Origin of the sequence: Colwellia sp. PAMC 20917, from assembly GCF_001767295.1 — a bacterium.
Classification (GTDB): domain Bacteria; phylum Pseudomonadota; class Gammaproteobacteria; order Enterobacterales; family Alteromonadaceae; genus Colwellia_A.
The window spans coordinates 3,763,386-3,789,634 of the sequence record NZ_CP014944.1; the positions used below are offsets into that span (position 1 = coordinate 3,763,386).

Below are 26,249 nucleotides of genomic sequence, written 5' to 3' on the forward strand. Positions count from 1 at the left end.
TTGCGTTATTTTAACCCAAATTTATTGTCATAGGGTAGTATTGCGTACTTTTTAGTAGTTAAAGATAAAATTTCCTCTGCAATTTATGACGAATAAGGTCTATAATCGTTGTTATTTCATCCACTTTAACCATTAAGGAATTGCTGTTGCAACTCAATTATTTTGTTCGTTGTCTAATCTTACTGGTGATGTGTTTTGCAATAACAGTGCAAGCAAACAATGAACGTTTTGAAATCTCAGCACAGCCACTCACAATAGCGGTAAACAAAACCAGCTATCCTTATATGTTCCTCAATGACAAAGGACAGGCGGATGGCTTAATGCCAGATCTTTGGAAGCTATGGGCAGAGCGACAAGGTGTTGAAATTGAATTTATTACCACGGATTGGTTATCAACATTAGCACAGGTTCAATCAGGAGAAATTGATATTCATGGCGGAATGACTAAAACAGTAGAGCGCAGTAAAGAATTATTGCTTACACCGTCATTTTTCTATCACGATTTCTATTTTTATACCCATAGAGATTTTACCAATTTAACTGAAATTAGCCAATTGTCACCTTACATTATTGGTTCGGTTCGTGGGTCAAGTCATGCCGCAATCATTTTAGAAAACTACCCACACCTTAAATTACGTTTATACGAAAATCGCCATGTCTTATATCAAGCGGCATTAGCTAACGAAATAATGGTTTATACGGACGTTGAAAAGCCTTCTAAACTCTTTAGTGAGTATTTTGAATTAAATAAACAATACCCACCTTATAAAAGAATTAGTTTTTATCAAGGTGAATATGTAGCCGCCACATCAATAGAAAATAAGTTGTTAAAAGACTTTATCGTTGAAGGTTTCGATAAAATTACGGTTGCCGAAAAATCGCTAATAGAAACAAAATGGTTAGGACGAGAGAAAAGTAGCAAAACATTATTATTAAGCTTTCTAACACAAGCGCCGCCTTATATGGCGGTATCTCCTACGGGTCAACCGCAAGGTTTATTTATTGATTTATGGCGTTTATGGGCGAAAGAAAGTGGCATTGAAATTGAATTTATTGCTCAATCACCATCACAAGAATTAGCAATGTTACAAGACGGTGATGTCGATATACATATTGGGTATTCAGCCGAAAATTTTAATAATAAATTACAGATCGCCTCGCAAATTTATGGTGTTGATGCTGGCGTCTTTGTTTCTACCCGAATTGATAATGTTTATTCATTAAAAGACTTACAAGGTAAGAGAATAGGTATTTTAGCGGGGACCACTTATGAAAAAACCTTAACTAAGAGGTACCCTAACTTAAAAATTCAGGTTTACCAGACAGCTAATGAATTACTCCATCAGGCTGAATTAGGCAATGTTGATGCTATGGTCAGCGCTCAAGAATACCTAAATGCCCGTTTAATACAAAGCAATTTACAATCTTCATTTTATCAATTAAAAAATGTTACTTTCCCAACACCGGTTTATTCCTTAGTAAAAAAGGGTAATGATAAATTGGTTGAATTGATTAACGAAGGCTTTAACAATATCCCTATTGAGCAACTTATTAGACTCGAGAGAAATTGGCTTATCGACAAAAACAACGGCTATTTTGTTCGCTCTGCTGAAAAAGTGAGTTTGTCTAAGTCTGAGCAATTATGGCTAGAAAAAAATCAAAAAGTAAATGTTGGACTGGTTAATAACTTGATGCCAATGGAATTTATTAATGCAAAAGGCCAAGTAACAGGTATCAACCCCGATGTACTTAAGTTGATATCTGATCGCTCTGGTTTAGCATTTGAATTTACATTTTTTGATAGCTGGAATGAGTTATATCAAGGATTGATCGATCAAAAAATTGATATGCTTGCCAGTGTTTCTGTGACACAAGAGCGTAAGAAGCAGGTACTATTTACCCAACATTATTGGAGTATGCCTTGGGTTATTTTACACCAACGTCAATTGGGCTCTCAACTGACACTTAACAGTTTTCATGGTAAAAAATTAGCCATTATTAAAGGCTACTATCTATCGTCTGCTATTAGAAAAGAACACCCATTAATATCGTTAAAACTCGTTGATACTCATAATGCTGGCCTACTTGCCGTTCAGCAAGGTAAAGTTGACGGTTTTATTTCTAACATAGCGTCTGCTTCTGAATTAATGAAACGAGAAAGTCTCAGTGTTTTAGATATGTCAGTGTTGGAAGAATTGCAAAGGGACAGCAGTCACTTTGCCATTAGACCTGATTGGATTGAATTACAACAAATCATAAACAAAACCTTATTGACTATTTCTGAGAATGAAAAACAGAAAATTTATGACCACTGGTTTGGGGTAAATATAGAAACAGGGTTTAATAAAGACGTTGTCATGCGAGTTTCTGCACAAATTGGCGTACTTATCCTCATTATTATTATTGCGATAATAATGTGGAATAGGCGCTTATATGGTGAAATAAAAACGCGTAAATTGCTTGAAAAAAAAATGAAACATATGGCGACCCATGATGAATTAACTGGATTAGCCAACCGAGTATTGCTAAAAGATCGAATCAATACTGCCATTAGCTTTCATCAGCGGCAACAATTGCAAATGGCCGTTTTATTTCTCGATCTTGATGGTTTCAAAACTATAAATGACACCCATGGCCATGATGTTGGCGATGAACTGTTAGTCAAAGTGGCTAATAAACTAAAAAGTTGTGTTCGACAGTCAGATACGGTTGTTCGTTTTGGTGGTGATGAATTTGTTCTACTGCTAACAGGTTTGCATCAAAAAAGTGAAGCGGCATATATTGCCGATAAAGTATTAAAGCTGATGCAACAGCCTTTTGAATTGTCGGTGGAACGTATTAATATTGGTTGTAGTATTGGTATTGCTATGTATCCCGATGATGGCTTGACAGATAATGACCTGCTAAAAATTGCCGATACGTTAATGTATAGGGTTAAGGCAAATGGAAAAAATCATTATGTCTTCAACTCAGAGACATACGCAGCTAAATAAATAAATAAATAAATAAATAAAACCAAACTATTTTATCATCCGTAAAATATTTTTTAACCATTTTACGGTCACTATTCCCCTTAATGCTTTTTTTGTCGTCATATTCCTTTATAATGTCGGCAATTTTCCATCCTAACGATTGCCATGCTAATACTTTGCATGAGCTAGTTAGTATTATCAGGACAACAGACATGCGCGATCTTTATTGTGGTGATGTGAACGAATCTCACATTGGCAAAGAAATTACTTTATGCGGCTGGGTTAACCGTCGTCGAGACTTAGGTGCGGTGATCTTTTTAGATCTACGTGATCGTGAAGGTATGGTACAAGTCGTTTATGATCCAGATTTACCTGAAGTTATTGCTAAAGCGAATACTTTACGTAATGAATTTTGTGTTCAAATTAAAGGCAAGGTGCGTGCCCGACCTGAAGGTCAAATTAATAAAGACATGAAAACCGGCGCTATTGAAATTTTAGGGTTAGAACTGACTATTTTAAATAAGTCTGCACCATTACCACTTGATTCCAACCAAAATAATTCAGAAGAACAACGTTTAAAATATCGCTATTTAGATTTACGTCGTAGCGAGATGACAGAACGTATGCGCTTTCGTGCAAAAGTAACATCGGCAGTGCGAACGTCCTTAGAAGGGCAAGGTTTTTTAGATATTGAAACGCCTATTTTAACTGCTGCGACACCTGAAGGTGCACGTGACTATTTAGTACCAAGTCGCACGCACAAAGGTCAGTTTTTTGCTCTACCGCAGTCACCTCAGTTGTTTAAACAATTGTTAATGATGTCGGGTATGGAACGTTACTATCAAATTGTTAAATGTTTTCGTGACGAAGATTTACGCGCTGACCGTCAGCCTGAATTTACTCAAATAGATATTGAAACGTCATTCATGAGCAGCGAGCAAGTGATGAATGTTGCTGAAACGATGATCGTTAAATTATTTAAAGATTTGATGAATGTTGATTTAGGCACATTCCCTCGTATAACTTATTTAGAGGCAATGACACGTTTTGGTTCAGATAAGCCTGATTTACGTAATCCACTAGAATTAGTGGATGTTGCTGATATTGTTAAAGATGTAGAGTTTAAAGTTTTCTCTGGACCTGCAAACGACGAAAAAGGCCGTGTATCGGTAATTTGTGTGCCGGGTGGTGCTGCAAAATTCTCACGCAAGGGTCTTGACGAACTGACTAAGTATGTTGGCATTTATGGTGCTAAAGGCATGCCTTGGTTAAAAGTTAATGATGTTGATGCAGCCTTAAGTACTGGTATTGACGGCATACAATCGCCGGTCTTGAAGTTCTTAAATGAAGAAGCGGTAAAAGCGTTATTAACACGTACTAACGCTAAAACAGGCGATATTATTTTCTTTGGCGCCGACAAGTACAATGTTGTTACTGAATCACTTGGTGCATTGCGTCTTAAACTAGGCGAAGATTTAGAATTATTACAAGGTGATTGGAAACCATTGTGGGTTGTTGACTTCCCAATGTTTGAAGAAGCTGATGGCGGCATGCATGCAATTCATCACCCGTTTACCGCACCTATTAATTTAACGGCTGAAGCATTAGAAGCTAACCCTGTTGGCGCGCTTTCTGATGCTTACGATATGGTGTTAAATGGCTGTGAATTAGGCGGCGGTTCGGTACGTATTCATAACCAAGATATGCAAGCTGCAGTTTTTAGAATTTTGGGTATTAGTGACGAAGAAGCGCAAGAAAAATTTGGCTTTTTACTTGAAGCACTTCAGTATGGTGCTCCACCACACGCTGGCTTAGCGTTTGGTTTAGACCGCCTAGTGATGTTAATGACTGGCGCATCATCAATTCGTGATGTTATGGCTTTTCCAAAAACAACCACAGCGGCTTGTCCATTAACCAATGCACCGGGTAAAGCAAATCCAGCACAGCTTGTTGAACTGGGCATCGCTTGTTTACCTAAAGCTGAAAAGAAAGAAGAACCTTTAGCTGAATAGTTTTTAAATAATCAGTGTTCGATAAAAAGCAGCTAATTAGCTGCTTTTTTTATCTATAGAATGTACGGTCATGACAACTTTTAGGCAGCCATGCCTTCACTGTATTAGTGCTTTCTACACGTCATTTTTGTTCCAGCTAAATCATAGCCCCTGATTTCTGTAAGCAATGTTATGGCGCCACGGATGGCAAGGAACGACGAATGGTTACGACTGCATGAATACAGAAGGTAGAGCGAAGCATGGAAGCACGAGCCGAGGATTTACTAGGGCTCTTGTCGTCATGCTGAATTCATTTCAGTATCTGGATAAGGGTTCTTATCTGCATAACGTTCATTGTCAAAATGAACGACGACATTGCCATTTAACTGACTTCAACGCATAATCTCGATACTCTTTTAAGCCATTGCTGCTTTCGTTAAAAATACTATTAAATAAGAGAACTCAATTTGACCATAATCCTAGGTATTGATCCTGGCTCACGTATTACCGGTTACGGTGTTATAAAAAAAGAAGGTCGCAAAATCTTATATTTGGGCAGTGGCTGTATAAAAGCGTATGCGGGCAATAAAGAGGAAGATGACTTTAGCCTGCGTCTACAAACTATTTTTGCTGGGGTTTCTGAATTGATCTTGCAATTTTCTCCCGAACTTTTTGCTATAGAACAAGTTTTCATGGGCGTTAATCCTGGTGGCGCGTTGAAGTTGGGGCAAGCGCGAGGAGCCGCTATTGTTGCGGCAACCAATAAAGGCTTACCGGTTGCAGAATACTCAGCAAGACAGATAAAACAATCAGTTGTTGGCACGGGCGCCGCCGATAAAAGCCAAGTACAACACATGGTAAAATCGATTTTAAAACTGCCTGCAATGCCGCAAGCGGATGCTGCCGATGCACTCGCTATTGCGCTTTGTCATGCTCATAGCCATGATACTCTTACAAAAATGGCGGGGCAGGTCAGTAAAATCGTCCGTGGACGATTACGATAAACCACTTAAGCGACTTTACTGTATAAATATATAGTGGTATGGTTGCCAAAAGTTAATGTAGAGAAGGTTTTAGCTGTGATTGGTCGTTTACGTGGAACATTATTAGAAAAATTAGCACCAGAAGTCTTAATTGAGTGTGGGGGGATTGGCTACGAAGTTACTATGCCAATGACCAGTATTTATGCCTTACCTGAATTAAACGAACAAGCCATTATTTATACACACTTTGTGGTTCGTGAAGATGCGCAATTATTATATGGCTTTGCTAATAAAATCGAACGTAGATTATTTAGACTGGTTATTAAAGTTAATGGCGTTGGCCCTAAGTTAGGCCTTGCCATACTTTCAAGCATGTCTGCAGACCAATTTGTTAGCTGTGTTGCTCATGACGACTTGACCAGCATTGTAAAAATACCAGGCGTTGGGAAAAAAACAGCTGAACGTTTACTCATTGAAATGCGCGACCGTTTAAAAGATTGGCAAGTCACCCATACGGCATCGCCATTAGCATCGGGAACACTTCCGATTGAGCTTCATCATGAAAACACTTTTGTGACTAATGCAAAAGGTGATGCGATTAACGCATTAGTTTCTTTAGGCTACAGTCAGCAACAAGCTGAAAAGTCGATACGAAACGTATTTAAAGCAGAATCAACGAGTGAAGATCTTATTCGTGACGCATTAAAGTCAATGCTTTAATATCTACTACATTGATAAAATGTAGATAAAGCTGACACGTAAATAACAGGCTGCTAATAGTAACATCGGCCTGACAATACTTACTTAGCTGTATTTAAATAAGCCAAGACACAAGAGAAAATAATGATAGAAGCTGATCGTCTTATTGAACCCACTGCCCAGCCAGAAGAAGAAACCATTGATCGTGCTATTCGTCCTAAACTACTAGCCGATTATACTGGGCAAGATCATGTCAAAATTCAAATGGAAATTTTTATCGCAGCGGCAAAAAAACGTGATGAACCACTCGATCATTTATTGATATTTGGTCCTCCTGGTTTAGGTAAAACCACACTTGCCAATATTGTGGCTAACGAAATGGGCGTGAATATCCGCACAACTTCCGGTCCTGTCTTAGAAAAAGCGGGAGATTTAGCGGCTTTACTGACTAACCTCGAAGAAAATGATGTGCTCTTTATTGACGAAATTCATCGTCTAAGTCCTGTAGTTGAAGAAATTCTTTACCCCGCAATGGAAGATTACCAGCTAGATATCATGATTGGAGAAGGGCCCGCGGCTCGTTCAATAAAATTAGACTTACCAGCATTTACTTTGATTGGTGCAACGACCCGTGCCGGCGCCTTAACATCACCACTGAGAGACCGTTTTGGCATTGTGCAACGACTTGAGTTCTATAACACTAAAGATTTAACTGAAATAGTTAAACGTTCAGCTTACTTTCTCAAGCTACCTATCGACGAAGAAGGTGCATTTGAAGTGGCCAAGCGCTCTCGTGGCACACCAAGAATAGCTAATCGGTTATTACGCCGAGTTCGTGACTATGCCGATGTGAAAACGCAAGGCATTGTTAGCCAAGCAACGGCCGCTAAAGCACTAAATATGTTAGAGGTTGATGATCAAGGTTTTGATTTAATGGACCGGAAATTATTGCAAGCGATTATTGATAAATTTATGGGTGGTCCTGTTGGCCTTGATAATGTCGCAGCAGCTATTGGCGAAGAGCGCGAAACAATTGAAGATGTTATTGAACCTTATCTTATTCAGCAAGGTTTCCTGCAAAGAACGCCGCGAGGGCGTATAGCAACTGAACGCGCTTACCAGCATTTTGGTTTAGATAAGCCGGATTAATAACCAACCCATATCGTTATATCAAATTTTAGGTAAAAAAAAGCCCACATCAATTATGTGGGCCAACTTATAAATTAAGTTGATAAGAGGAAATAGGGTTCCAATAAACATGTCAGAGAGAAGAGATAAAATCTATTCAAGTTGTCTGGCTATCAATTACCCCGTTATATCAGTGAAGATAAACTTGAATAATTATTACGCTAGCTCGAACAACAAGCGGATTTTAGAGTAACTATTCTATTTATACAAGATAAAAAAATTAGATATTTTGCATTAGAAAAACTAATGTTAACTTTGGTGGTGTGTATTTAACCAGCGCGGTACAAAACGCTAATATTCTGCTAGAAACTATTTTTCAAAATGTTACATTCGATTACCACTAAACGCTTGTCGTCAGAAGTTATTATCATTAATATAGAAGAAATTATAATTGAGTGCCTCGAATTTTATTTTTTACGATAAAAATACAAATAACGATGCTCTGAGCGTTTTACATCATTCAAGTTATGGCAGATATTAAACACGTTTATCCAGTTAGGATATATTATGAAGATACAGATGCCGGCGGTATTGTTTATCATGCAAACTATTTAAAGTTTTGTGAACGTGCACGTACTGAGTGGTTGAGAGAATTAAACGCTAATCAATCATCTTTTTTAGAACAAAACATTGGTTTAGTGGTCAGAAGAGTGGAAATGGATAATGTAGCTTCAGCCAGCTTAGATGATTTACTCATTGTTACCTCATGGATTAGCGAATTGAAACGCGCCAGTCTGGTTTTTACTCAACAAATTAGTGATCAGCAAAATAAGCTTATTTGTGCTGTTGTTGTCCAAATTGCTTGTGTTAACTTATCACTTGCCAAACCCTGTGCTATTCCCGAAAAAATATTAGGAGCGTTAAAACGTGTCAGCTGAAATTTCTATATTTGATTTATTCCTGCAAGCCAGTTTGTTAGTTAAAAGTGTAATGTTAATTCTACTAGGTTTTTCTATTGCATGTTGGGCGATGATATTTCAACGTCGAAAAGCACTTAACGACGCACAGGCACAAATGAAAATCTTTGAAGATAAGTTTTGGAGCGGAGCCGACCTAAGTAAACTCTATAATGAAGTTTCTTCTAAAGGTCCCGCCACCGGTATTGAAAGTTTATTTGTCTCAGGCTTTAAAGAATTTGCCCGTTTACGAAAAAGCAATATGGATTCACCACAAGCGATTGTTGACGGAACTCATCGAGCAATGCGCGTGGCACTTTCACGTGAAGTTGACCATCTTGAAACACATTTGCCATTTATGGCGACCGTGGGCTCTATTAGTCCGTACATAGGTTTGTTTGGTACTGTTTGGGGGATTATGAATTCGTTTATTGCGCTTGGCGCTGTTGAGCAAGCAACACTTGCGATGGTTGCTCCGGGTATTGCTGAAGCATTAATTGCCACGGCTATGGGCTTATTTGCTGCAATTCCAGCAGTGATCGCTTTTAACCGCTTTAGCCACCATGTTGAAAAATTAGAAAATGGCTACGGTAATTTTATGGAAGAGTTTTCCAGTATTTTACAACGTCAAAGTACCAGTGAACCATCAGCATAAACGGAGTAATATCTTATGTATAAAAGAGTAAGACGCCGTAAAGTTGCTGAAATCAATGTTGTTCCTTACATTGATGTTATGTTGGTGTTGTTGATTATTTTTATGGTTACCGCGCCATTGGTCACTCAAGGTGTGAAAGTTAACCTACCTAAGGCCGATGCAGAAGCACTTGATAAAGAGTCAAAGCCGCCTTTAGTCGCTTCTGTTGATGCCGACGGTAATTATTATTTAGCGGTTGGTACCAGTAAGAATGAACCTATGTCTGCTGAGCAAGTGGCAACACTGGTTGCTGCCCATTTAAAAGTTGAACCTGACACGCCAGTCGTTGTTAACGGTGATGGCTCTGTTTCTTATGATGCTGTGATACAACTAATGGTGTTATTACAACAAAAAGCAGGTGTGCCATCGGTTGGTTTAATGACAGACCCTGGAGCTAAATAATTAAATGAGTCGAAAATTTGCCATTGCATTATCGTTTAGTTTCTTATTACATATCGTATTAGCTGCGGTATTATTGATGGGCGATTTTGAAAGTGAACCCAAAGTGGCGCCCAAAGTTGTGCAAGTTCAAACTATTCAGGCAACTATTGTTGATAAAAGTACAATTGAAGCACAAGTTAATAAAATTAAGCAAAAAAAACTTGATGATGCCAAACAGTTAAAAGACTTGGAACAACAAGTGGCTTCCGCTAGGGTAAAACGTGCTAAAGAAGAAAAACGTATTAAAGCACTTGAGCGACAAAGAAAGAAAAAATTACTAGAGAAAAAGGCAGCTGACTCAGCAGCAAAAAAAGCGCTAAGCAAAGCCAACGCCGCTGAAAAAATACGTAAACAAAAAGAAGAAGAGCAAAAAATCGCAGAACAAGCGACGGCTGATGCAAAAGCTAAGCGCTTAAAAGAAGAAATAGCAGCTAAAAAAGCCGATGATTTACTCAAGAAAAAAGCAGCAGAGCGTAAACGTAAAGAACAAGAAGCTCAAGAGCGTGCTCGACAGCAAGAAATGTTAGAGCAACAAATGGCTGAAGAAATGGCGGTTAGACAACAAGCCCGCTATCAGCAAACAATGAGTGAGGTTGGTCGGTTTACCGCCCTTATAAGGCAAACTATTCAAGGAAACTTGATCACTGACCGCAGCACTATGGAAGGTAAGTCTTGTAAATTAACCATAAGTCTTGCACCATCAGGTTTTGTAACCAACGTTGTTATTGGCAAAGGGGACCAGGTAGTTTGTAGCGCTTCAAAGACGGCTATTTATAAAGCAGGGACATTACCTGTCTCTAAAGACCCCGAAGTATTTAAAGAAATGCGTACAATTAGCCTAACAGTGGTGCCTGAATTTTAATGGTTCAGTTTATATTCAATGAAAAATAACCCATGACTGAGAAAATAGTAAAATATATGAATAAATTTAAAGTAGCCTTCATTTTCTTTATCGTACTGATTTCAAATAGTGCATTTGCAACGCTTGAGATTGTCATTACCGAGGGTATTGATAGCGCTAGACCTATCGCTGTTGTACCTTTTAAATGGACAGGATTAGAGCCGCTTCCAGAAAATATATCGTCGATTATTGCTGAAGACTTATTGCGCAGCGGTAAATTTAACCCGATAAAAAATAATCGTTTTCCACAAACACCCTTTTCTGATCAAGAAATTGATTATTCAGCTTGGGCAAATGAGGGCGTTGAAGCGGTTGTTGTTGGAGAAATTAATCAAATAGGGATTAGTCGTTACAAGATAAGCTACCAGCTGGTTGATGTTATTCGCGGGCAAATCACCGGTGGACAATCGCAAATGCTAAGCAATGGTGAATTGGTTCAAACTTCTGATCATATTTATGCTGAGGGTGCTTTTGAAATTAATGCTGACCAATTTCGTCGTTATGGGCATCACATCAGTAATGTTATTTATGAAAAGTTAACCGGCAGTAAAGGTGCATTTTTAACTAAAATTGCTTATGTGATTGTGCGAGACCAAGGTGAATTTCCTTTTCAGTTAGTGATGGCTGATTATGACGGTGTTAATGAGCACGTTTTGTTGAGTTCTAAAGAGCCGTTAATGTCACCTTCATGGCATCCAAGTGGCAATCAGTTAGCGTACTCGACATTTGAGAATAACCAACAAAAAATATATATTATAGATATCTATACCGGAAAGCGTACTATGATAAGCGATCACCCTGGTATAAATAGTGCGCCACGTTGGTCACCCGACGGTAATCAACTTGCGATGATGTTATCTAAAGATGGCAATTCAGAGCTCTATGTTATGGAAGTAGCAACAAGAAAACTACGTCGTATCACCCGTCATCGAGCGATAGATGCAGAGCCAAGTTGGAGCCCTGATGGAAAATCATTAGTATTTAGTTCAGAACGGGGTGGTAAACCTCAGCTTTATCGCGTAAATTTAGTCGATGGTCGTGTTAAACGACTCACCTTTGATGGTGAAATGAACCTTGGTGGTTCAATTACACCTGACGGTCGCCAACTAATTATGGTGAACAGAACACGAGGGAATTATCATTTAGCTAAACAAGAGTTGGCGTCAGGAATTTTTCAAGTTCTGACTAAAACACGTTTAGATGAGTCGCCGAGCATAGCTCCAAATGGTGGCATGATAATCTACAGTACTTTACACAATAATAGGCAAGTGCTTAGTTTAGTATCTGTAGATGGAAGATTTAAAGCGCGCTTACCCGCGGCTGATGGTGAAGTAAAAGCACCTGCTTGGTCACCATTTTTATAAAAAATTAAACATTAATTTAAAACATAACTTTAGAAAAATAAGGACAATTATAATGCGTTTGAATAAAACTGTGAAAGCTCTTGCGATTGCTTTGCCAATTTTGGCTTTATCTGCTTGTAGTTCAAATTCAGAAACTGATGAACAAAGCAATGTAGCGACTAATGCTCAAGAGTCTTCAGTAATTGAAAATAATACTGCTGATGTTCAAGTAAGCGCCGTACAACGTGCCGCTGAAATTGAAGAGCAACAACGTCAAGCATTAGAAAAACTTCGTGCTGAGCACATCGTTTATTTTGATTTTGACACCTCTACAGTTAGCACTGAATTTTCTGCTATTTTAGATGCACATGCTAAATTTTTAAACAAAAGCTCAAGCATGAAAGTTTTAGTTGAAGGTCATGCCGATGAACGTGGTACGCCTGAATACAACATTGCTTTAGGCGAACGTCGTGCCAAAGCGGTAGTAACTTATTTAGAAAATATGGGTGTTTCATCTGCACAGCTAAGTGTTGTTAGCTACGGTGAAGAAAAGCCAATGATTAAAGACCGTAGTGAAAACGCATTTGCTAAAAATCGTCGTGCGGTATTAGTTTACTAATCAAGGATAGAAATGAAACTGAATAAATTTTTATTCGGGATGTCCTTTGCTGTTACTACCCTTGCGGTAGTGGCAGCAGAATCTGCTCCCGTTATAGATATAACCAAGACGGGTGCAATTAAAAGTAGCCCTTCGCAATACACCTCTTCGGTACCAGAAACAATGGCTGAGAAGTTGGTTAATCTTGAACGTAAACTTGATGCTCGTAATCGTGCCCAAGTCAAGGTGCAGCGACAGCTTGATGAACTTCAAAATGAAGTGAATGAATTACGTGGTGTTACTGAATTACATACTCATCAGCTTAGTCAAGTTTTGAATCGACAGCGTGAGTTATATCAAGAGCTTGACCGTAGGGTAACAGAAGCATTAAAACCTGAAAATAACGTTCCTGCGGCGATTATAGCCCCAGCAAAAGCATCTTCAGACGCTTCAATAAATTATTCAACGAATTTAACTGAAAACCAAGCATATGACAGCGCGGTAAATTTAGTTTTAAAAGACAAACAATACGATAAAGCGATCCCTGAATTTCAAGCGTTTAATCGAAAGTTCCCAAATTCTAGTTATGCACCCAACGCACATTATTGGTTAGGACAGCTATTATTTAATAAAACTGAATACACCAAAGCAAAAAATGAATTTAATTTAGTGGTTGAACAATACCTCGACTCAAACAAGCGAAGCGATGCAATGTTGAAGTTGGCGATGGTTGAACAAAAGCTAAATAATAACGCAGCAGCAAAAATTTGGTATCAGAAAGTTCTCGCACAATACCCAGATTCAAGTGCGGCTCAACTAGCAAAACCTAGGTTAGAAAATTTATAACCAATAAAAGCGACGATAACTTACACTAACTGCCTTCTTTTTATGCAAGTAGTCAATTAATAAGAAATAAGTTGAATTTAAGGTTGCACTAAAAAAAATTATGAGTATTATATGCGTCGCGTTGAGGCACTAGTGCAACGCAGTGTGAATTAGCACTTATGTCGGCCGTTAGCTCAGTTGGTAGAGCAGTTGGCTTTTAACCAATTTGTCGAAGGTTCAAATCCTTCACGGCCGACCACTTCTTTATAATGTTTATTTCTTATAAAGAAAAAGAAGCACCTTGTAAGATTCGAAATTTATTTCGAAAAAAAGAAAATATGGCGGCCGTTAGCTCAGTTGGTAGAGCAGTTGGCTTTTAACCAATTTGTCGAAGGTTCAAATCCTTCACGGCCGACCACTTTCTTTCTTAACAAGTACAATGCAAAATTAGCATGTTAGTGATTTTTGCATTAGTTGATGATGATTCTCAACACCACAGTTTATATGTCGGCCGTTAGCTCAGTTGGTAGAGCAGTTGGCTTTTAACCAATTTGTCGAAGGTTCAAATCCTTCACGGCCGACCACTTCTTCAATAGTTAATTTCCAAATTTATAAGTCAGATAGCAAACAACAAAAAGCCGAGGCTTTTAACCGTTAAGCCGATTAGCTCGAAGGTTCAAATCCTTCACGGCCGATCAACTTCTTTCTTAACAAGTACAATGCAAGATTAGCATATTAGTGATTTTTGCATTAGTTGATGATGATTCTCAACACCACAGTTTATATGTCGGCCGTTAGCTCAGTTGGTAGAGCAGTTGGCTTTTAACCAATTTGTCGAAGGTTCAAATCCTTCACGGCCGACCACTTTCTTTCTTAAGTCAGACAGTACAAAAACTAAAGCCGAGGCTTTTAACCGTTAAGCCGATTAGCTCGAAGGTTCAAATCCTTCACGGCCGACCACTTCTAAATTCTTAAGTCAGATAGTACAAATACCAAAGCCGAGGCTTTTAACCGTTAAGCCGATTAACTCGAAGGTTTAAATCCTTCACGGCCGACCACTTTCTTTAGTGGACGACTTTTCATTAATTTTTTGTGTCCTTACTCTCTACGACCAAAGTAAACGGTATTCGTTAATATTCTATGGATCTCATTTGGTGACAACTTTTTATTGTTTTTTAATATGTTTGTTTCATTTCAATAAGTAGCTATTCTTTTTACACCGTAAGAAGTTCCGAAAACACCTGAGCTTGCTAAAGAATAAGTTAGCTTTATTATTTCAGCATTATTGGGCTCTATATAAAGAGTTTTTTTATCAACAGTTTAACTTGGGACGGCAATTGATTGATAACCAAAAGGGGGACCCCCTCCTGTAAATAATCCTTGAGTGGCTATGTCATTAAGTTTTAATAGAGAGCGCTTACTTGTTTTACGGCTAAAGCTTTCATTAAATAGTCCGTTAATGCTTTTTTGTATAAAAGCATCATCAACATCTTCTGGTGTTGTATAAAAATATGGAAAAAGCAATACACCATTTTTCTGTAATAGTCTTTCCGCATTGTGTCGCGTAGCTTCATTTCTAGAAAACCGTGAAGAGTCGTACACAGCGATACAGTCGATATTAATAAAACCTACTCAATATCAGAAAACATTTGATTAAACTGCTTTCGCGGTCATTTAAAGCAGAGCTATCTGCGTCTGCATATATCTTAACTATATTCTAGTGATTATCTTCTGCCCAATTTTATCAGCACCGTCGAGAAAACTCGGTACTTTAGTGCCGAGATGAATCCATAATTTCTTGACAACCTATGCTTATACAGTACCTATACAGTATATGAAAAGGACGCTCAGATACAATTACCGGCTCAAGCCAACAGTAGAGCAAGAAGTTAAACTCGTAGTGTTTGGCTCATATGCTCGTGGGCTGTGGAACTTGTTGCTGTCTGAAAATATACGTCGATATCGCTATGATAAAACGTTTTTGTTTTACTATGAAATGGCGGGGTTAATTCGTGACTTGAAAAAGTTCGACGAATTCTCTTGGCTCAAAGCCTTTGATTCTTCAGCTTCACAGCAAGTAGCTCGTGATTTGGAAGCGGCTTTAAAAAACGCATTCACAAAAGGTCGATTGCAGCAGTTTCCTACTTTCAAAGAGAGCTTTAAACAAAAAAAGCTTCACGATGATAGCTTTCGTTGTGTTAATAATTCAAATTGTATTCGCATAGAAAATGGCGCTATCAGCATTCCTAAAGTTGGTAAAGTACCGATTGTTTTTCATCGAAAACTATCCAGTAAAATCAAAACAGCTACGGTGCAATTTAAGCACGGAAAATGGTATGTTTCACTCACTCAAGAAGTTGAGTGCAAAAGTGCAAAGCAAGTGCTATCGACACTTGTAGGTTATGATATCAACAGCCAACACACCGTCGTTGGTTCAAATGGGTGGTACGTTAAAAACCCGAAAGCTTTCAAAAAATCTTCAACCAAATTAAAGCAAATTCAAGTCCAGTTGAGCCGTCGAAAGAAAGGCTCTACTCGCTGGCACAAAACAAAAACACGCTTAAATAAACTTCACGGAAAAATCTCTCGCCAACGCTTAGCGTTTGCTCACGAAGTATCATGTTCGATAGCCAAGACCAGTGATATCATCGTGTTTGAGGATTTAAACGTGAAAGGAATGCAGCAGTTTAATGGTCAGATGGTGAAGGATAATGTGATGGGTATGGTCACAGCGTTAACCCAGTACAAGGCTTAATTAAAGGGTGCTGTGTACCATGAAATAGGTCGATATGTGAAATCGTCAGGCATTTGTTGCGAATGCAAACATGAGCATAAATTCGATTTGAGTGTGAGAAATTTCGCGTGTGAAAGCTGCGGCACAGTGCAGATATTTGTCTGCGGCTAAATCAGTGGCAGACACAGGCGAAAAAGAGTTAATAGCTAATGGGATATTAGTTAGGGCGTTGCCCAAAGCTCAGCAGAAATCACCTTCTAAAATAAAAGTCTTTGAGCAATCAAAGTTTGGTGTGGGAACTGAGAAAAAAGAAGCAGCCTAGCCGTTAAAAGCTAAATTGCAGAAGCTCGGTACTTTAGTGCCGAGTAGTTCACAGTGTACGGAGTTGATCTGAGAGTGACATCTTTACAATACTTAGGAACGTGTTAGGGACCTTTTTAACATATATTCAAAAATAAGCTTAAAGTGTTTCCGGGGGAGACAAGCTTTTATATGCAAAGAGGCTAATTCACAATACTTCTGTGTAGTGCATTGCAGTTATCCAATTGAGTTTGACAGTCTACAATAAAGGTGTCTTTTGCCGCTTGACCGGAACAGTTTCCTCCAAAGTATAAATGTATACAGAATAAAATATTTAAGTAGTATAATATTTAGCAATTAGCATGCTAGGAATAATGTATATTTACAATGACTAAAGATTTTAGATAAAGTATTGACCATTACTTTGATATGAATTTACCTGAAATAGAGGTTTTTCTTCAAAGTAGGAGTAATGACAATTTTCAAACACTCGTTTCTGTATCCTGAAATAGGATGTGTATATATTTGAAAATGAGTTATTCATATTGATTTATTCTGAAACTCTGTAAGATAATTGATAAAAGTGATATAAATTAAGCATCTCGACAATTTATATTGAAAAATGGGACTTACAAAATACTTTACAAAGGGTTGGAATTTTGACTGAGCAATATAAAATTGTCGTAATTGGTGCCGGACCTGGTGGAATAAGTGCAGCTGCACATGCCGCAGAGCTTAATATATCGCATGTTTTATTAGAAGCTAGTCCCAAGATTGCTAATACCATTCAAAAATACCAAAAAGGTAAACATGTTATGGCTGAGCCTAGCATTCTACCTTTACGAAGTCCTATCGCATTTGAAGCCGGTAAAAGAGAAACTATTCTAGACGAATGGCTACAAGGGCTTTTACAAAACAAAGTTAATCTTAAATATAATGCTGCAGTCGTCAATATTGATGGGCAAAAGGGTGATTACACAATTACTCTTGCCAATGGCGATGTAATAAAAGCAGAATTTATTATTCTTGGCATTGGCGTGCAGGGTAACCCCAGAAAACTTGGGGTTACAGGTGATGATGCTGATTTTGTCCAATATACACTTGATAACCCTGATGATCATAATAATGAAACCATTGTTATTGTAGGTGCTGGTGATGCTGCTATAGAAAATGCGGTTGTATTAGCTAAAAATAATAAAGTTTATATTGTTAATCGACGTGATGAATTTGCTAGAGCCAAAGAAGGTAATTTAAATTTAATTACTGCAGCAATTGATAGTGGCGATGTTGAATGTTGTTATAATACCAATCCTCACTGTGTTGAATTAACACCAGACCAAGAAAAACCTGGGGTATTTGTATTAAAAACAGCGTCGGGTGAAATTAGCGTACCCGTTGATAGAATCATTGCACGTTTAGGTGCAATTCCCCCGCGAGCTTTAGTTGAATCTTTTGGCATCGAATTTCCAAACAGTGATCCAAATTCTATTCCTGTTTTATCTGCTAAGTATGAATCAAATGTAGCTGGTATGTATGTTATTGGTGCACTAGGCGGTTATCCATTAATTAAACAAGCCATGAATCAAGGCTACGAAGTTGTTGAATATATACTCGGCAACGACATTAATCCTGCTGATCATCCTTTATTAGAAAGTAAGCTCGAACATTTACCGTTTGATATGGATGTTGATCAAATACTTTCTAAGATGCAAACAGACATTCCAGTATTTACACCATTATCGGCTTTATCTTTTAGAGAGTTAATGCTTGATAGCCAAGTGCATGTATTTGAGCCTAATAAAGAAATTTTTAAGAAAAATGATTATACCAATAGTTTTTACACCATTTTGCAAGGTGAGGTAAATATTGTCATTGGTGATAGGGTAATAAAAAGCACACAAGGTAATTTCTTTGGAGAAATGAGTTTAATCTCAGGTCGACGACGTTCTGCGACGGTTTTGGCTGGTGAATCGTGTATCGTAATTGAAACACCTCGTCGAACCATGATTAAGCTCATTACATCTGTTGATGCCGTTAAAAGGGTATTAGATGAGACTTTTATTGTGCGTATTATACAAGAAAAGTTTGCCCCAAAAGTACCGATTGAACAACTACAACCCATTGCAAAAAAAGCAAAGCTTAACCAGTATCGCGCTAATGAAGTGTTATTTTCAGAGGGAGATGAAGCAAACTGTTTACATGTTATTAGAAATGGTTCTGTTACGGTATCAAAAAAAGTTGGCGACAAAGATATTCCGATGACCTACGTGGCGGCAAACAATGTTGTTGGTGAAATGGGACTATTAGGTAATACCGTTAGGTCGGCAACCATTACAGCTACCGTTAAAACTGAAACAATTTCTATAGACAGTGATTCATTTAACGATTTGTTAGCAAAATCACCAACCTTACGTGAAACCATGGAGCTTGAGGTACAAAAACGCCATCTAGAAAATACCAAGCTTGAATCAGACAGTGAAACAGGTGATATTTTATCATTTTTGATGCAACAAGGTTTGGGCGAAGCTACAGATGTTTTATTGATCAATGAAGATACGTGTGTTGGCTGCGATAACTGTGAAACCGCATGTGCAGCAACCCACGGTGGAACTTCACGTTTAAACCGTAAAGCTGGGCCTACATTTGCTCATGTTCACGTACCTACATCATGTCGCCATTGTGAAGACCCTAGTTGTATGAAAGATTGCCCCCCGGATGCAATACATCGAGGTGGTCTTGGTGGGGAAGTTTTTATTGACGACAGCTGTATAGGTTGTGGTAATTGTGAACGAAATTGTCCTTATGGTGTTATTCAAATGGAATACCCTAAAGAAAAAAACACTAACTTTTGGCCTTGGATGTTTTTCAATGCAGGGGAAAAACCTGGTGATAATAAAGTAAAAGATGGGGATAACATCAAAAAAGCTGTTAAGTGTGACATGTGTAAGGATATCGAGGGTGGAGCGGCCTGTGTTCGTGCTTGTCCAACGGGTGCGGCTAACAGAATCAGCCCTGAAAATTTTATTAAAGTGGTAAATTTATAAAATGGATCAATTTCTCTCGTACGCTAATGGTCGTTATTTAAAAATCACCTTTATATTAACGATTATTATGTCAATTATTTATGTATTACATGAACCCGGACAACCAAAAAATGGTGGCACATGGTTTGGTTATACTATTGGCACTATTTCAGCATTACTGATTGTTTGGTTAATGTATTTTGGTCGCAGAAAACGAGATTATTTCTCAACTTTAGGGACAGTTAAAGGCTGGTTATCTGCTCATGTTTATTTAGGTAGTGGTCTACTTATTCTAGCTACCTTGCATACAGGTTTTCAATTTGGTGTAAATGTTCATACTCTCGCGTATTTTTTAATGTGTATCGCTATTTTTAGTGGTTTTTATGGGGCATGGAGTTATGTATACCTACCTATTAAAAAAAGAGAAAATCTTAAGACAATATCTGCAGAAGAGTACTATTTATTAATTGAAGATGTTGATCGCCAAATAATTAAATTATCTAAAAAGTTACCAGAAAAAATGATGTTGATGATCAATAGTGCGATTGAACGTACTGAAATTGGTGGCAATGTTTTTAATCAGTTAAGTGCTAAAGACAGATCTTGTTTATTAGTTGACGGTAAATTGAATAACAACGAAAACCAGTCTACGGTTATCCATTTATTAGTAACAGAATTAGCGAAGGTTACTGATCAGCAAAGTGCTACCCAACTTAAGCAAATAATTGACTTATTTGGTAGCAGAAAAAAGTCATTGAAAATATTACGTCATCACATTAAAACCGATGCATTACTAAAATTATGGTTATTTATACATGTGCCAATCTCATTCGCGTTATTAGCAGCTTTACTGGCACATATTCTATCAGTATTTATCTATTGGTAATGTGAGGAAAGATAATGAAATTACTGATCAGACATTTAAAAAAACAAGGGCAAGGCCAAACTACAGAAGATGTATTTGTAGAAGGTGATACCTTACTTATTGGTCGCGGTACCAATCAACATATATTGCTACCCGATCAGAGGGTTGCTTTAGCTCATGCAAAATTAACAGCCTATAACGATGGTTGTAAAATTAGCGCCTCTACTGGTAAGTACGTTTTATTTAACGGACAGATGGTTAAAAAATGTATGGTCAGTGTTGGCGACACTATTGAAATTTCTGGTCATAAAATCACATTACTACCTGGTGATAAAGGTTGTGCCTTTGTTGTAGAGGTAACATTAAGCACAGTAAAACAAGAGCCTCTGCAAAATCGTTATCAAGTCAATTTTAATGATTTAAATTTACATAAACGAAGCTGGAGTTGGTTACTGTTTTCACTGATTTTTATTTTATGTTTAGCGTTGCCGATATCGGGTGTTTTATCGCCATCATGGATGGAGACGCTTAGAGAAAGTTCTTTGCCATCGGATGGGCAATGGCTTGCCGGCGATTTGATAAAACCTCATAAATTTATGGGTGACGACTGTAGTCAATGTCACGTGAATGCATTTGAGCCAACAACAAACGAGGCTTGCCTATCTTGTCACACAACAATAAAACAACATGTGGCAGAAATTAATATTACAGCTGATTTTTCGCCATTAAATCAATGTACAAGTTGTCATAAAGAGCATAATAGTAAAGAGGTATTAAGTGATTATTCACAACAAATATGTGTGAACTGTCATGTAAATATAAGTCAAGATAAACGAAATAATAGAGAATATGGTTCAGCCACTGATTTTGAAGGTCATCATCCCGCGTTTAGTGTGAGTATGTTAAAACCGATTATAGCAAATAGAAAAATCACCTCATGGCAAACAGAGCGACACTTACTTAACGATAATAAAATAACTGAAAAATCCAATTTAAAGTTTCCGCATAAACTGCACATGGACCCAAAAGGGATAAAATCGGCTACCGGAGATGTACAATTAGCTTGTAATAGTTGTCATGAACCAGAAACCAATGGCATGGCAATGAAACCCATTACCATGGAAAAAAATTGTCAAAGTTGTCATCAATTAACCTTTGATCCAGAAGATCCGCAGCGAGTTGTTCCACATGGCTCGCCTGCAGATGTTGTGATGATGATGAGAGAATATTACGCGTTTAGATTTATCTATCAAAACCTTAATAATGATCTCGATGATTCTATTGTAAAAGCAGGGGATCTATTTACTGTCCGTAAAGTGAGACGACCAGGACGCGATGAAAGGCTTCGAACAGAATTTGAACAATCATTAAATAGCCAAACAATTGCCTCTATTGAAAAACTGACTAAACAAACAGTAAGAACAGATGCCTTAGTTTGGGCGGAAAGTAGAGCTAATCAAGCTGCAATTGATATATTTGAACGACAAGCGTGTGATGTTTGTCATGTTGTCACTAAAGACGAATCTAATGATATTCCTTGGCAAGTTGAACCAGTCGTTTTAACTAAACGATGGTTACCAAAGGCCGACTTTACACATGATAGTCATCAAACAATGGTCTGTTTAGATTGTCATAACGCGTCTTCGTCGGAGCTCAGTTCGGATGTACTTATTCCGGATATTGAAAATTGTCGAGATTGTCATGGGGGTGTTGAAAGCGAAAATCTAATTCCTAATACCTGTATTGATTGCCATGGATTTCATAAGGCCAAAGAGCATTTATTTGGTCAAAAAAATTATAACCATGAATTTAATAAGACTGTGGAGCAAATGAAAAATGAGCATTAAGCTTCATTTATTATTGAGTTTATCTTTATTTATCCTGCTATCAAGCTGTGGAGGTGAGGCAGGAAATACCCTTGAGAATTCGTCTGTAGACCAGAGTGCTGTAATTGATATTAATGGCCAAGGGTGCATAGGACATTGTGCTTCGGTCGACTCATTTTTGACTGATAAAGATGTTGAGAAAATTATTAGCCAAGCCGTTGCGGAGGCAACATCACGTCAACTTAAAGCGACCTTAGCAGTTACTGATCGACTAGGTAATGTACTTGCCGTTTTTAGGATGAACGGGGCCAAGGAATTTGTCACGATCAGTTCAACCGCAAATACTTTATTAGCTAAAGTGTCTGGTGGCTTAGAAAATGTCAACATTATCCCTGATACTATGGTTGCTATATCAAAAGCCATTACAGCTGCATTTATATCGTCTGAAGGGAATGCCTTCAGCACCCGAACTGCAAGCCAAATTATTCAAGAAAACTTTAATCCAGGTGAAAATAATACTCCATCTGGCCCTTTATTTGGTGTGCAATTTAGCCAGTTAGCCTGTAGTGATTTTAGCCTGAGGTTTAGCCCTTTAAATTTACCCAGTGCAGGCCCTCGTCGTTCTCCTCTTGGTTTATCTGCTGATCCCGGTGGTTTTCCCTTGTATAAATCAGGTACACCAGTTGGTGCTATCGGTGTTATTTCTGATGGAATTTATGGCTTAGATAAAGATATTAGTGGTTTTGATTTAGATAATGATGAGGTTATTGCCTTAGCGGGTACCGTTGGTTTTGCAGCACCCTTAACACGCCGGGGTGATGTCATTACTATTGTCGGAAAAACAGCACGATTTAGTGATGCTTTTATAAGTGATCTTATCAGTCAATCGGCAGACAATTTTAACACTATTAACAATGATGTCGGCAATTTAGTTGCTGTTGCGGGCTATTACGATGGTGGTGTTGCTGACCTATCTGCGCTAAATAATGTAAATAGAATAGCCTTAAATGGTGTGGCCTTTGGTTACAGTGGTTCTGGTATTCTACCTGCAGATCCCTTAGTGTTTAAAGACAATCAAGGGGAAAGTCTTGATGCGTTTATTTTTACAGATGCCAATGATACTAATCGTTTTGAAGCACGTTCGGCAAACGATCTACCTAACGGAGATGTTAGTAAACAATTAACCAAAACAGAGGTCCAGGAGATTTTAAATCAGGCTATCGCAATCGCAAATAAGAGCCGTGCGCAAATTAGGCAGCCTAATGGCAGCCAAGCGCGAGTTTCAATCTCTGTTGTTGATACGCAAGGGGCTATTCTTGGTATGGCAAGAACTCGAGATGCACCAGTATTTGGTTCGGATGTATCACTACAAAAAGCACGTACAGCGGTATTTTTCTCTAGTACAGGCAAATTAACTAATGCACCAGCTGATTTACTTAGGCAATTGCCTTCTCCAGTATATCTCGATGCTGTGGCAGAACCAGTTGACTTAAGTGCAGGCTTATCCTTACTAGCAACGCCTAATATTAATTTTTCAGATTATGTCTCAGACCTACAACAATTTATAGGGCTAGCCGGTGCATTAGAAACCTATGGCGACTTTACTGCCTTTTCTGATCGTGCTGGTGGGAACTTATCAAGACCTAATTTTCCTGATGGTCCGGTAGTAGGGCCTCCTGGGCCGCTAAGTAAACCTTCTGGCCAGTGGAGTGTTTTTAATGTTGGATTACAATCAGATTTAGTTTATAACGCGCTGATCCAGCATGTTGCTTTTGTGCTGGGCGTAGTTCCGGATGTTGATCACAACTGTACTGGAAATACTGGCTTAGCAGATGATGCTGCATTTACTAACGACAATAAAATTAAAGGTCTAGCTAATGGCATTCAAATATTTCCGGGTAGTGTTCCTATTTATCGAGGGGATATATTAGTTGGTGGTATAGGAGTCTCAGGTGACGGTATTGACCAAGATGATATGATTTCATTTCTGGCTGTTCATCAAGCAGGTTTGGCTTTAGGGAACACCTTAAATAATGCGCCAAAAGCAATACGCGCTGATAAAATAGATATTCCAAACCAATCAATCAGATTACGTTATGTTAATTGTCCACAAGCACCATTTCTAAACACCAATGATGCGGAAGTGTGTAATGGACTTTAAATATTACGGGTTGTTTTTATATCTAGGATTATCTACTAGTCATATTGTAGAGGCTGCAGAAAAGCAAGAAAATGAGCAACCAGCAATCATCCCTGCTTATTTACTCTGCGGAGAAGGGGTGGTTAAGGCAGAAAGAAAACGTCCAGGTCATGCCGTCGATGAATATCAATTACGTCCGTGTGACGATGATAAAAAACTTAAACCTTGGCATGATACCATTCCATTAGGTCCTATAATGCCAGACCGATGGCGTATTGTTGAAGCGATAGGAATAAATACTAATTTATGGGATCCTTATAGTGGACATAACCCTCTAAAAGGTGACCTACCTATTTGGGGTAAAGATTGGTTTTATAATTTAATTGCTGTATCAGACACCGTGGTGGAACCTCGTAATTTCCCTGTACCCGTTGGCGTAGCCACTACTAGCAGACCAGACACACTCGACACAATCGGCTCAGGTGAGGGGTCTGTATTTAGCCAAAGTTTTATAGTAGAACAGGTACTTTATCAAGGAGACACAACATTTCGCCCACCAGATTACGAATTCCGTTTAACCACCGTATTTAATTTCAATCAAGTAAATTTTGAAGAACGCGGCTTACTTAATATTAATCCTTCAATTTCAAGTAACGAAGGACAAAAACGCACTGATAAATTTTTAGGAATTCAAGCAGCCTTTTTTGATAAACATTTACGTAATGTCTCAGAACGCTTTGATTTTGATAGTTTACGAGTAGGTATTCAGCCATTTTCGTCTGATTTTAGAGGCTTTTTATTTCAAGATTCACAATTGGGGATTCGATTATTTGGCAATCGAGACAATAATATCTTTCAATATAATATTGCTTGGTTTAGACGTTTAGAAAAAGATACTAACAGTGGCTTAAATGATATATCACAACGTTTAAGAGATGATGATGTTTACACTGCCAATTTATACTGGCAAGACTTTCCGGTTCTTGGCTTTGTTTCTCAAGCCAGTGTTACTTACAATCGTAACCGAGAGAAAGGACAAGTTGAATATGATCAGAATGGGTTTATAACTCGCCCAGCCTCATTATTCGAAGAGCGTTTTTCACGAGATTACGATGTAACTTATTTAGGTTACAGTGGTGATGGCCATTTTGGACGATTAAATGTTAGCGCTTCTGCTTATTATGCAGTAGGTGAGCAAACCAGTAGTCGTTATCGTGATCAAAAGGATGGTATAGAGGCTTATTTTCTTGCGTCAGAGCTATCTGTAGACTTTGATTGGTTTAGACCAAAACTTTCATTGTTATGGGCTTCAGGAGATGATGATCCGTTTGATAATACCGCAAAAGGTTTTGATGCGATTTTCGAAAACCCCCAATTTGCTGGAGCGGATACCAGCTTCTTTATTAGACAGAATGTCCCCTTAATTGGTGGTGGTGGAGTTTCATTGTCAGGTCGTAATGGCATTCTTCCTTCTTTAAAATCGAGTAAAGAGCAGGGACAATCAAACTTTATTAATCCAGGTTTACGCATGATTGGTGTTGGTTTTGACGCCGATATTTTACCTGAACTACGAGTATCTATGAACCTGAATCAATTATGGTTTGATGATACCCATGTTTTAGAAAGTTTAAGGCAACAATCGTCAATAAATAAAAACTTGGGTCAAGATATTTCAACTTCTTTGATCTGGAGACCCTATCAATCACAAAACATCGTTGCCCGCTTATCTTTAGCAGCACTGGTTCCTGGAAAAGGTTTCGACCAACTTTATGGTAGTGAGTACAGCCTTCCATATTCTGTACTATTCAACCTAATTATTACTTATTAAGA

The 26,249-nt window shown here is 38.1% G+C and carries 20 protein-coding genes and 4 tRNA genes; 23 read left to right on the forward strand and 1 reads right to left on the reverse strand.

The window, feature by feature from the left end:
• The first annotated feature begins 146 nt into the window (after positions 1–146).
• From A3Q34_RS16155 to A3Q34_RS16235, 16 genes are all read left to right on the forward strand, one after another.
• Positions 147–2,993, forward strand: a complete 2,847-nt coding sequence (locus tag A3Q34_RS16155; RefSeq protein WP_083278056.1) for a transporter substrate-binding domain-containing protein — start codon at positions 147–149, stop codon at positions 2,991–2,993.
• Positions 2,994–3,184: 191 nt separating this feature from the next.
• Positions 3,185–4,984 carry an aspartate--tRNA ligase gene (gene aspS, locus A3Q34_RS16165; protein WP_070376292.1) on the forward strand — a complete coding sequence of 600 codons (1,800 nt, stop codon included), beginning with the start codon at positions 3,185–3,187 and terminating at the stop codon, positions 4,982–4,984.
• Positions 4,985–5,430: 446 nt separating this feature from the next.
• Positions 5,431–5,967, forward strand: a complete 537-nt coding sequence (gene ruvC / locus A3Q34_RS16170; protein WP_070376293.1) for a crossover junction endodeoxyribonuclease RuvC — start codon at positions 5,431–5,433, stop codon at positions 5,965–5,967.
• Between the two features lie 75 nt (positions 5,968–6,042).
• Positions 6,043–6,666 carry a Holliday junction branch migration protein RuvA gene (gene ruvA / locus A3Q34_RS16175; RefSeq protein ID WP_070377216.1) on the forward strand — a complete coding sequence of 208 codons (624 nt, stop codon included), beginning with the start codon at positions 6,043–6,045 and terminating at the stop codon, positions 6,664–6,666.
• 123 nt (positions 6,667–6,789) lie between these two features.
• The gene (gene ruvB, locus A3Q34_RS16180; RefSeq protein ID WP_070376294.1) at positions 6,790–7,794 is read left to right on the forward strand and encodes a Holliday junction branch migration DNA helicase RuvB; all 1,005 of its coding nucleotides are present in this window, start codon (positions 6,790–6,792) and stop codon (positions 7,792–7,794) included.
• 506 nt (positions 7,795–8,300) lie between these two features.
• The gene (ybgC, locus tag A3Q34_RS16185; protein ID WP_070376295.1) at positions 8,301–8,711 is read left to right on the forward strand and encodes a tol-pal system-associated acyl-CoA thioesterase; all 411 of its coding nucleotides are present in this window, start codon (positions 8,301–8,303) and stop codon (positions 8,709–8,711) included.
• Positions 8,701–9,384, forward strand: coding sequence for a protein TolQ (tolQ, locus tag A3Q34_RS16190; protein ID WP_070376296.1), 684 nt, complete (start codon positions 8,701–8,703; stop codon positions 9,382–9,384). The genes ybgC and tolQ overlap by 11 nt, the downstream gene beginning before the upstream one ends.
• A gap of 15 nt (positions 9,385–9,399) precedes the next feature.
• Positions 9,400–9,825 carry a protein TolR gene (gene tolR, locus A3Q34_RS16195; protein WP_070376297.1) on the forward strand — a complete coding sequence of 142 codons (426 nt, stop codon included), beginning with the start codon at positions 9,400–9,402 and terminating at the stop codon, positions 9,823–9,825.
• Positions 9,826–9,829: 4 nt separating this feature from the next.
• Entirely contained in the window at positions 9,830–10,726 is an 897-nt protein-coding gene (gene tolA / locus A3Q34_RS16200) for a cell envelope integrity protein TolA (protein WP_070376298.1), read from the forward strand.
• 56 nt (positions 10,727–10,782) lie between these two features.
• Positions 10,783–12,129 (forward strand): Tol-Pal system beta propeller repeat protein TolB, encoded by a 1,347-nt coding sequence (gene tolB / locus A3Q34_RS16205; protein ID WP_083278057.1) that lies wholly within the window; start codon positions 10,783–10,785, stop codon positions 12,127–12,129.
• Between the two features lie 52 nt (positions 12,130–12,181).
• Positions 12,182–12,727 carry a peptidoglycan-associated lipoprotein Pal gene (gene pal / locus A3Q34_RS16210; protein WP_070376300.1) on the forward strand — a complete coding sequence of 182 codons (546 nt, stop codon included), beginning with the start codon at positions 12,182–12,184 and terminating at the stop codon, positions 12,725–12,727.
• 12 nt (positions 12,728–12,739) lie between these two features.
• Positions 12,740–13,552 carry a tol-pal system protein YbgF gene (gene ybgF, locus A3Q34_RS16215; protein WP_083278058.1) on the forward strand — a complete coding sequence of 271 codons (813 nt, stop codon included), beginning with the start codon at positions 12,740–12,742 and terminating at the stop codon, positions 13,550–13,552.
• Positions 13,553–13,714: 162 nt separating this feature from the next.
• A tRNA-Lys gene (locus tag A3Q34_RS16220) sits at positions 13,715–13,790 on the forward strand.
• An 83-nt stretch (positions 13,791–13,873) separates the two neighbouring features.
• Positions 13,874–13,949, forward strand: a tRNA-Lys gene (locus A3Q34_RS16225).
• A 90-nt stretch (positions 13,950–14,039) separates the two neighbouring features.
• A tRNA-Lys gene (locus A3Q34_RS16230) sits at positions 14,040–14,115 on the forward strand.
• Between the two features lie 204 nt (positions 14,116–14,319).
• Positions 14,320–14,395 (forward strand) — tRNA-Lys (locus A3Q34_RS16235).
• Positions 14,396–14,851: 456 nt separating this feature from the next.
• Here A3Q34_RS16235 and A3Q34_RS16240 read toward each other — a convergent pair.
• Positions 14,852–15,133, reverse strand: a complete 282-nt coding sequence (locus A3Q34_RS16240; RefSeq protein ID WP_070376301.1) for a hypothetical protein — start codon at positions 15,131–15,133, stop codon at positions 14,852–14,854.
• A gap of 232 nt (positions 15,134–15,365) precedes the next feature.
• On the opposite strand from A3Q34_RS16240, the gene A3Q34_RS16245 reads away from it, so the two are divergent.
• From A3Q34_RS16245 to A3Q34_RS16270, 7 genes are all read left to right on the forward strand, one after another.
• Complete coding sequence (locus A3Q34_RS16245) at positions 15,366–16,286, forward strand: RNA-guided endonuclease InsQ/TnpB family protein (RefSeq protein ID WP_231907372.1); 921 nt, start codon at positions 15,366–15,368, stop codon at positions 16,284–16,286.
• A gap of 109 nt (positions 16,287–16,395) precedes the next feature.
• Positions 16,396–16,587, forward strand: coding sequence for a hypothetical protein (locus A3Q34_RS20960; protein WP_231907373.1), 192 nt, complete (start codon positions 16,396–16,398; stop codon positions 16,585–16,587).
• Positions 16,588–17,224: 637 nt separating this feature from the next.
• Positions 17,225–19,609, forward strand: coding sequence for a cyclic nucleotide-binding domain-containing protein (locus tag A3Q34_RS16250; protein ID WP_070376302.1), 2,385 nt, complete (start codon positions 17,225–17,227; stop codon positions 19,607–19,609).
• A 1-nt stretch (position 19,610) separates the two neighbouring features.
• Positions 19,611–20,474: a hypothetical protein gene (locus A3Q34_RS16255; RefSeq protein WP_070376303.1), complete on the forward strand. Its 864-nt coding sequence runs from the start codon at positions 19,611–19,613 to the stop codon at positions 20,472–20,474.
• 14 nt (positions 20,475–20,488) lie between these two features.
• Positions 20,489–22,300 (forward strand): cytochrome c3 family protein, encoded by a 1,812-nt coding sequence (locus A3Q34_RS16260; RefSeq protein WP_070376304.1) that lies wholly within the window; start codon positions 20,489–20,491, stop codon positions 22,298–22,300.
• A complete protein-coding gene (locus A3Q34_RS16265; protein WP_070376305.1) occupies positions 22,290–24,440 on the forward strand; it encodes a GlcG/HbpS family heme-binding protein in 2,151 nt (716 codons plus the stop codon). The genes A3Q34_RS16260 and A3Q34_RS16265 overlap by 11 nt, the downstream gene beginning before the upstream one ends.
• Positions 24,430–26,247 carry a hypothetical protein gene (locus tag A3Q34_RS16270; protein WP_070376306.1) on the forward strand — a complete coding sequence of 606 codons (1,818 nt, stop codon included), beginning with the start codon at positions 24,430–24,432 and terminating at the stop codon, positions 26,245–26,247. The genes A3Q34_RS16265 and A3Q34_RS16270 overlap by 11 nt, the downstream gene beginning before the upstream one ends.
• Positions 26,248–26,249 lie beyond the last annotated feature (2 nt).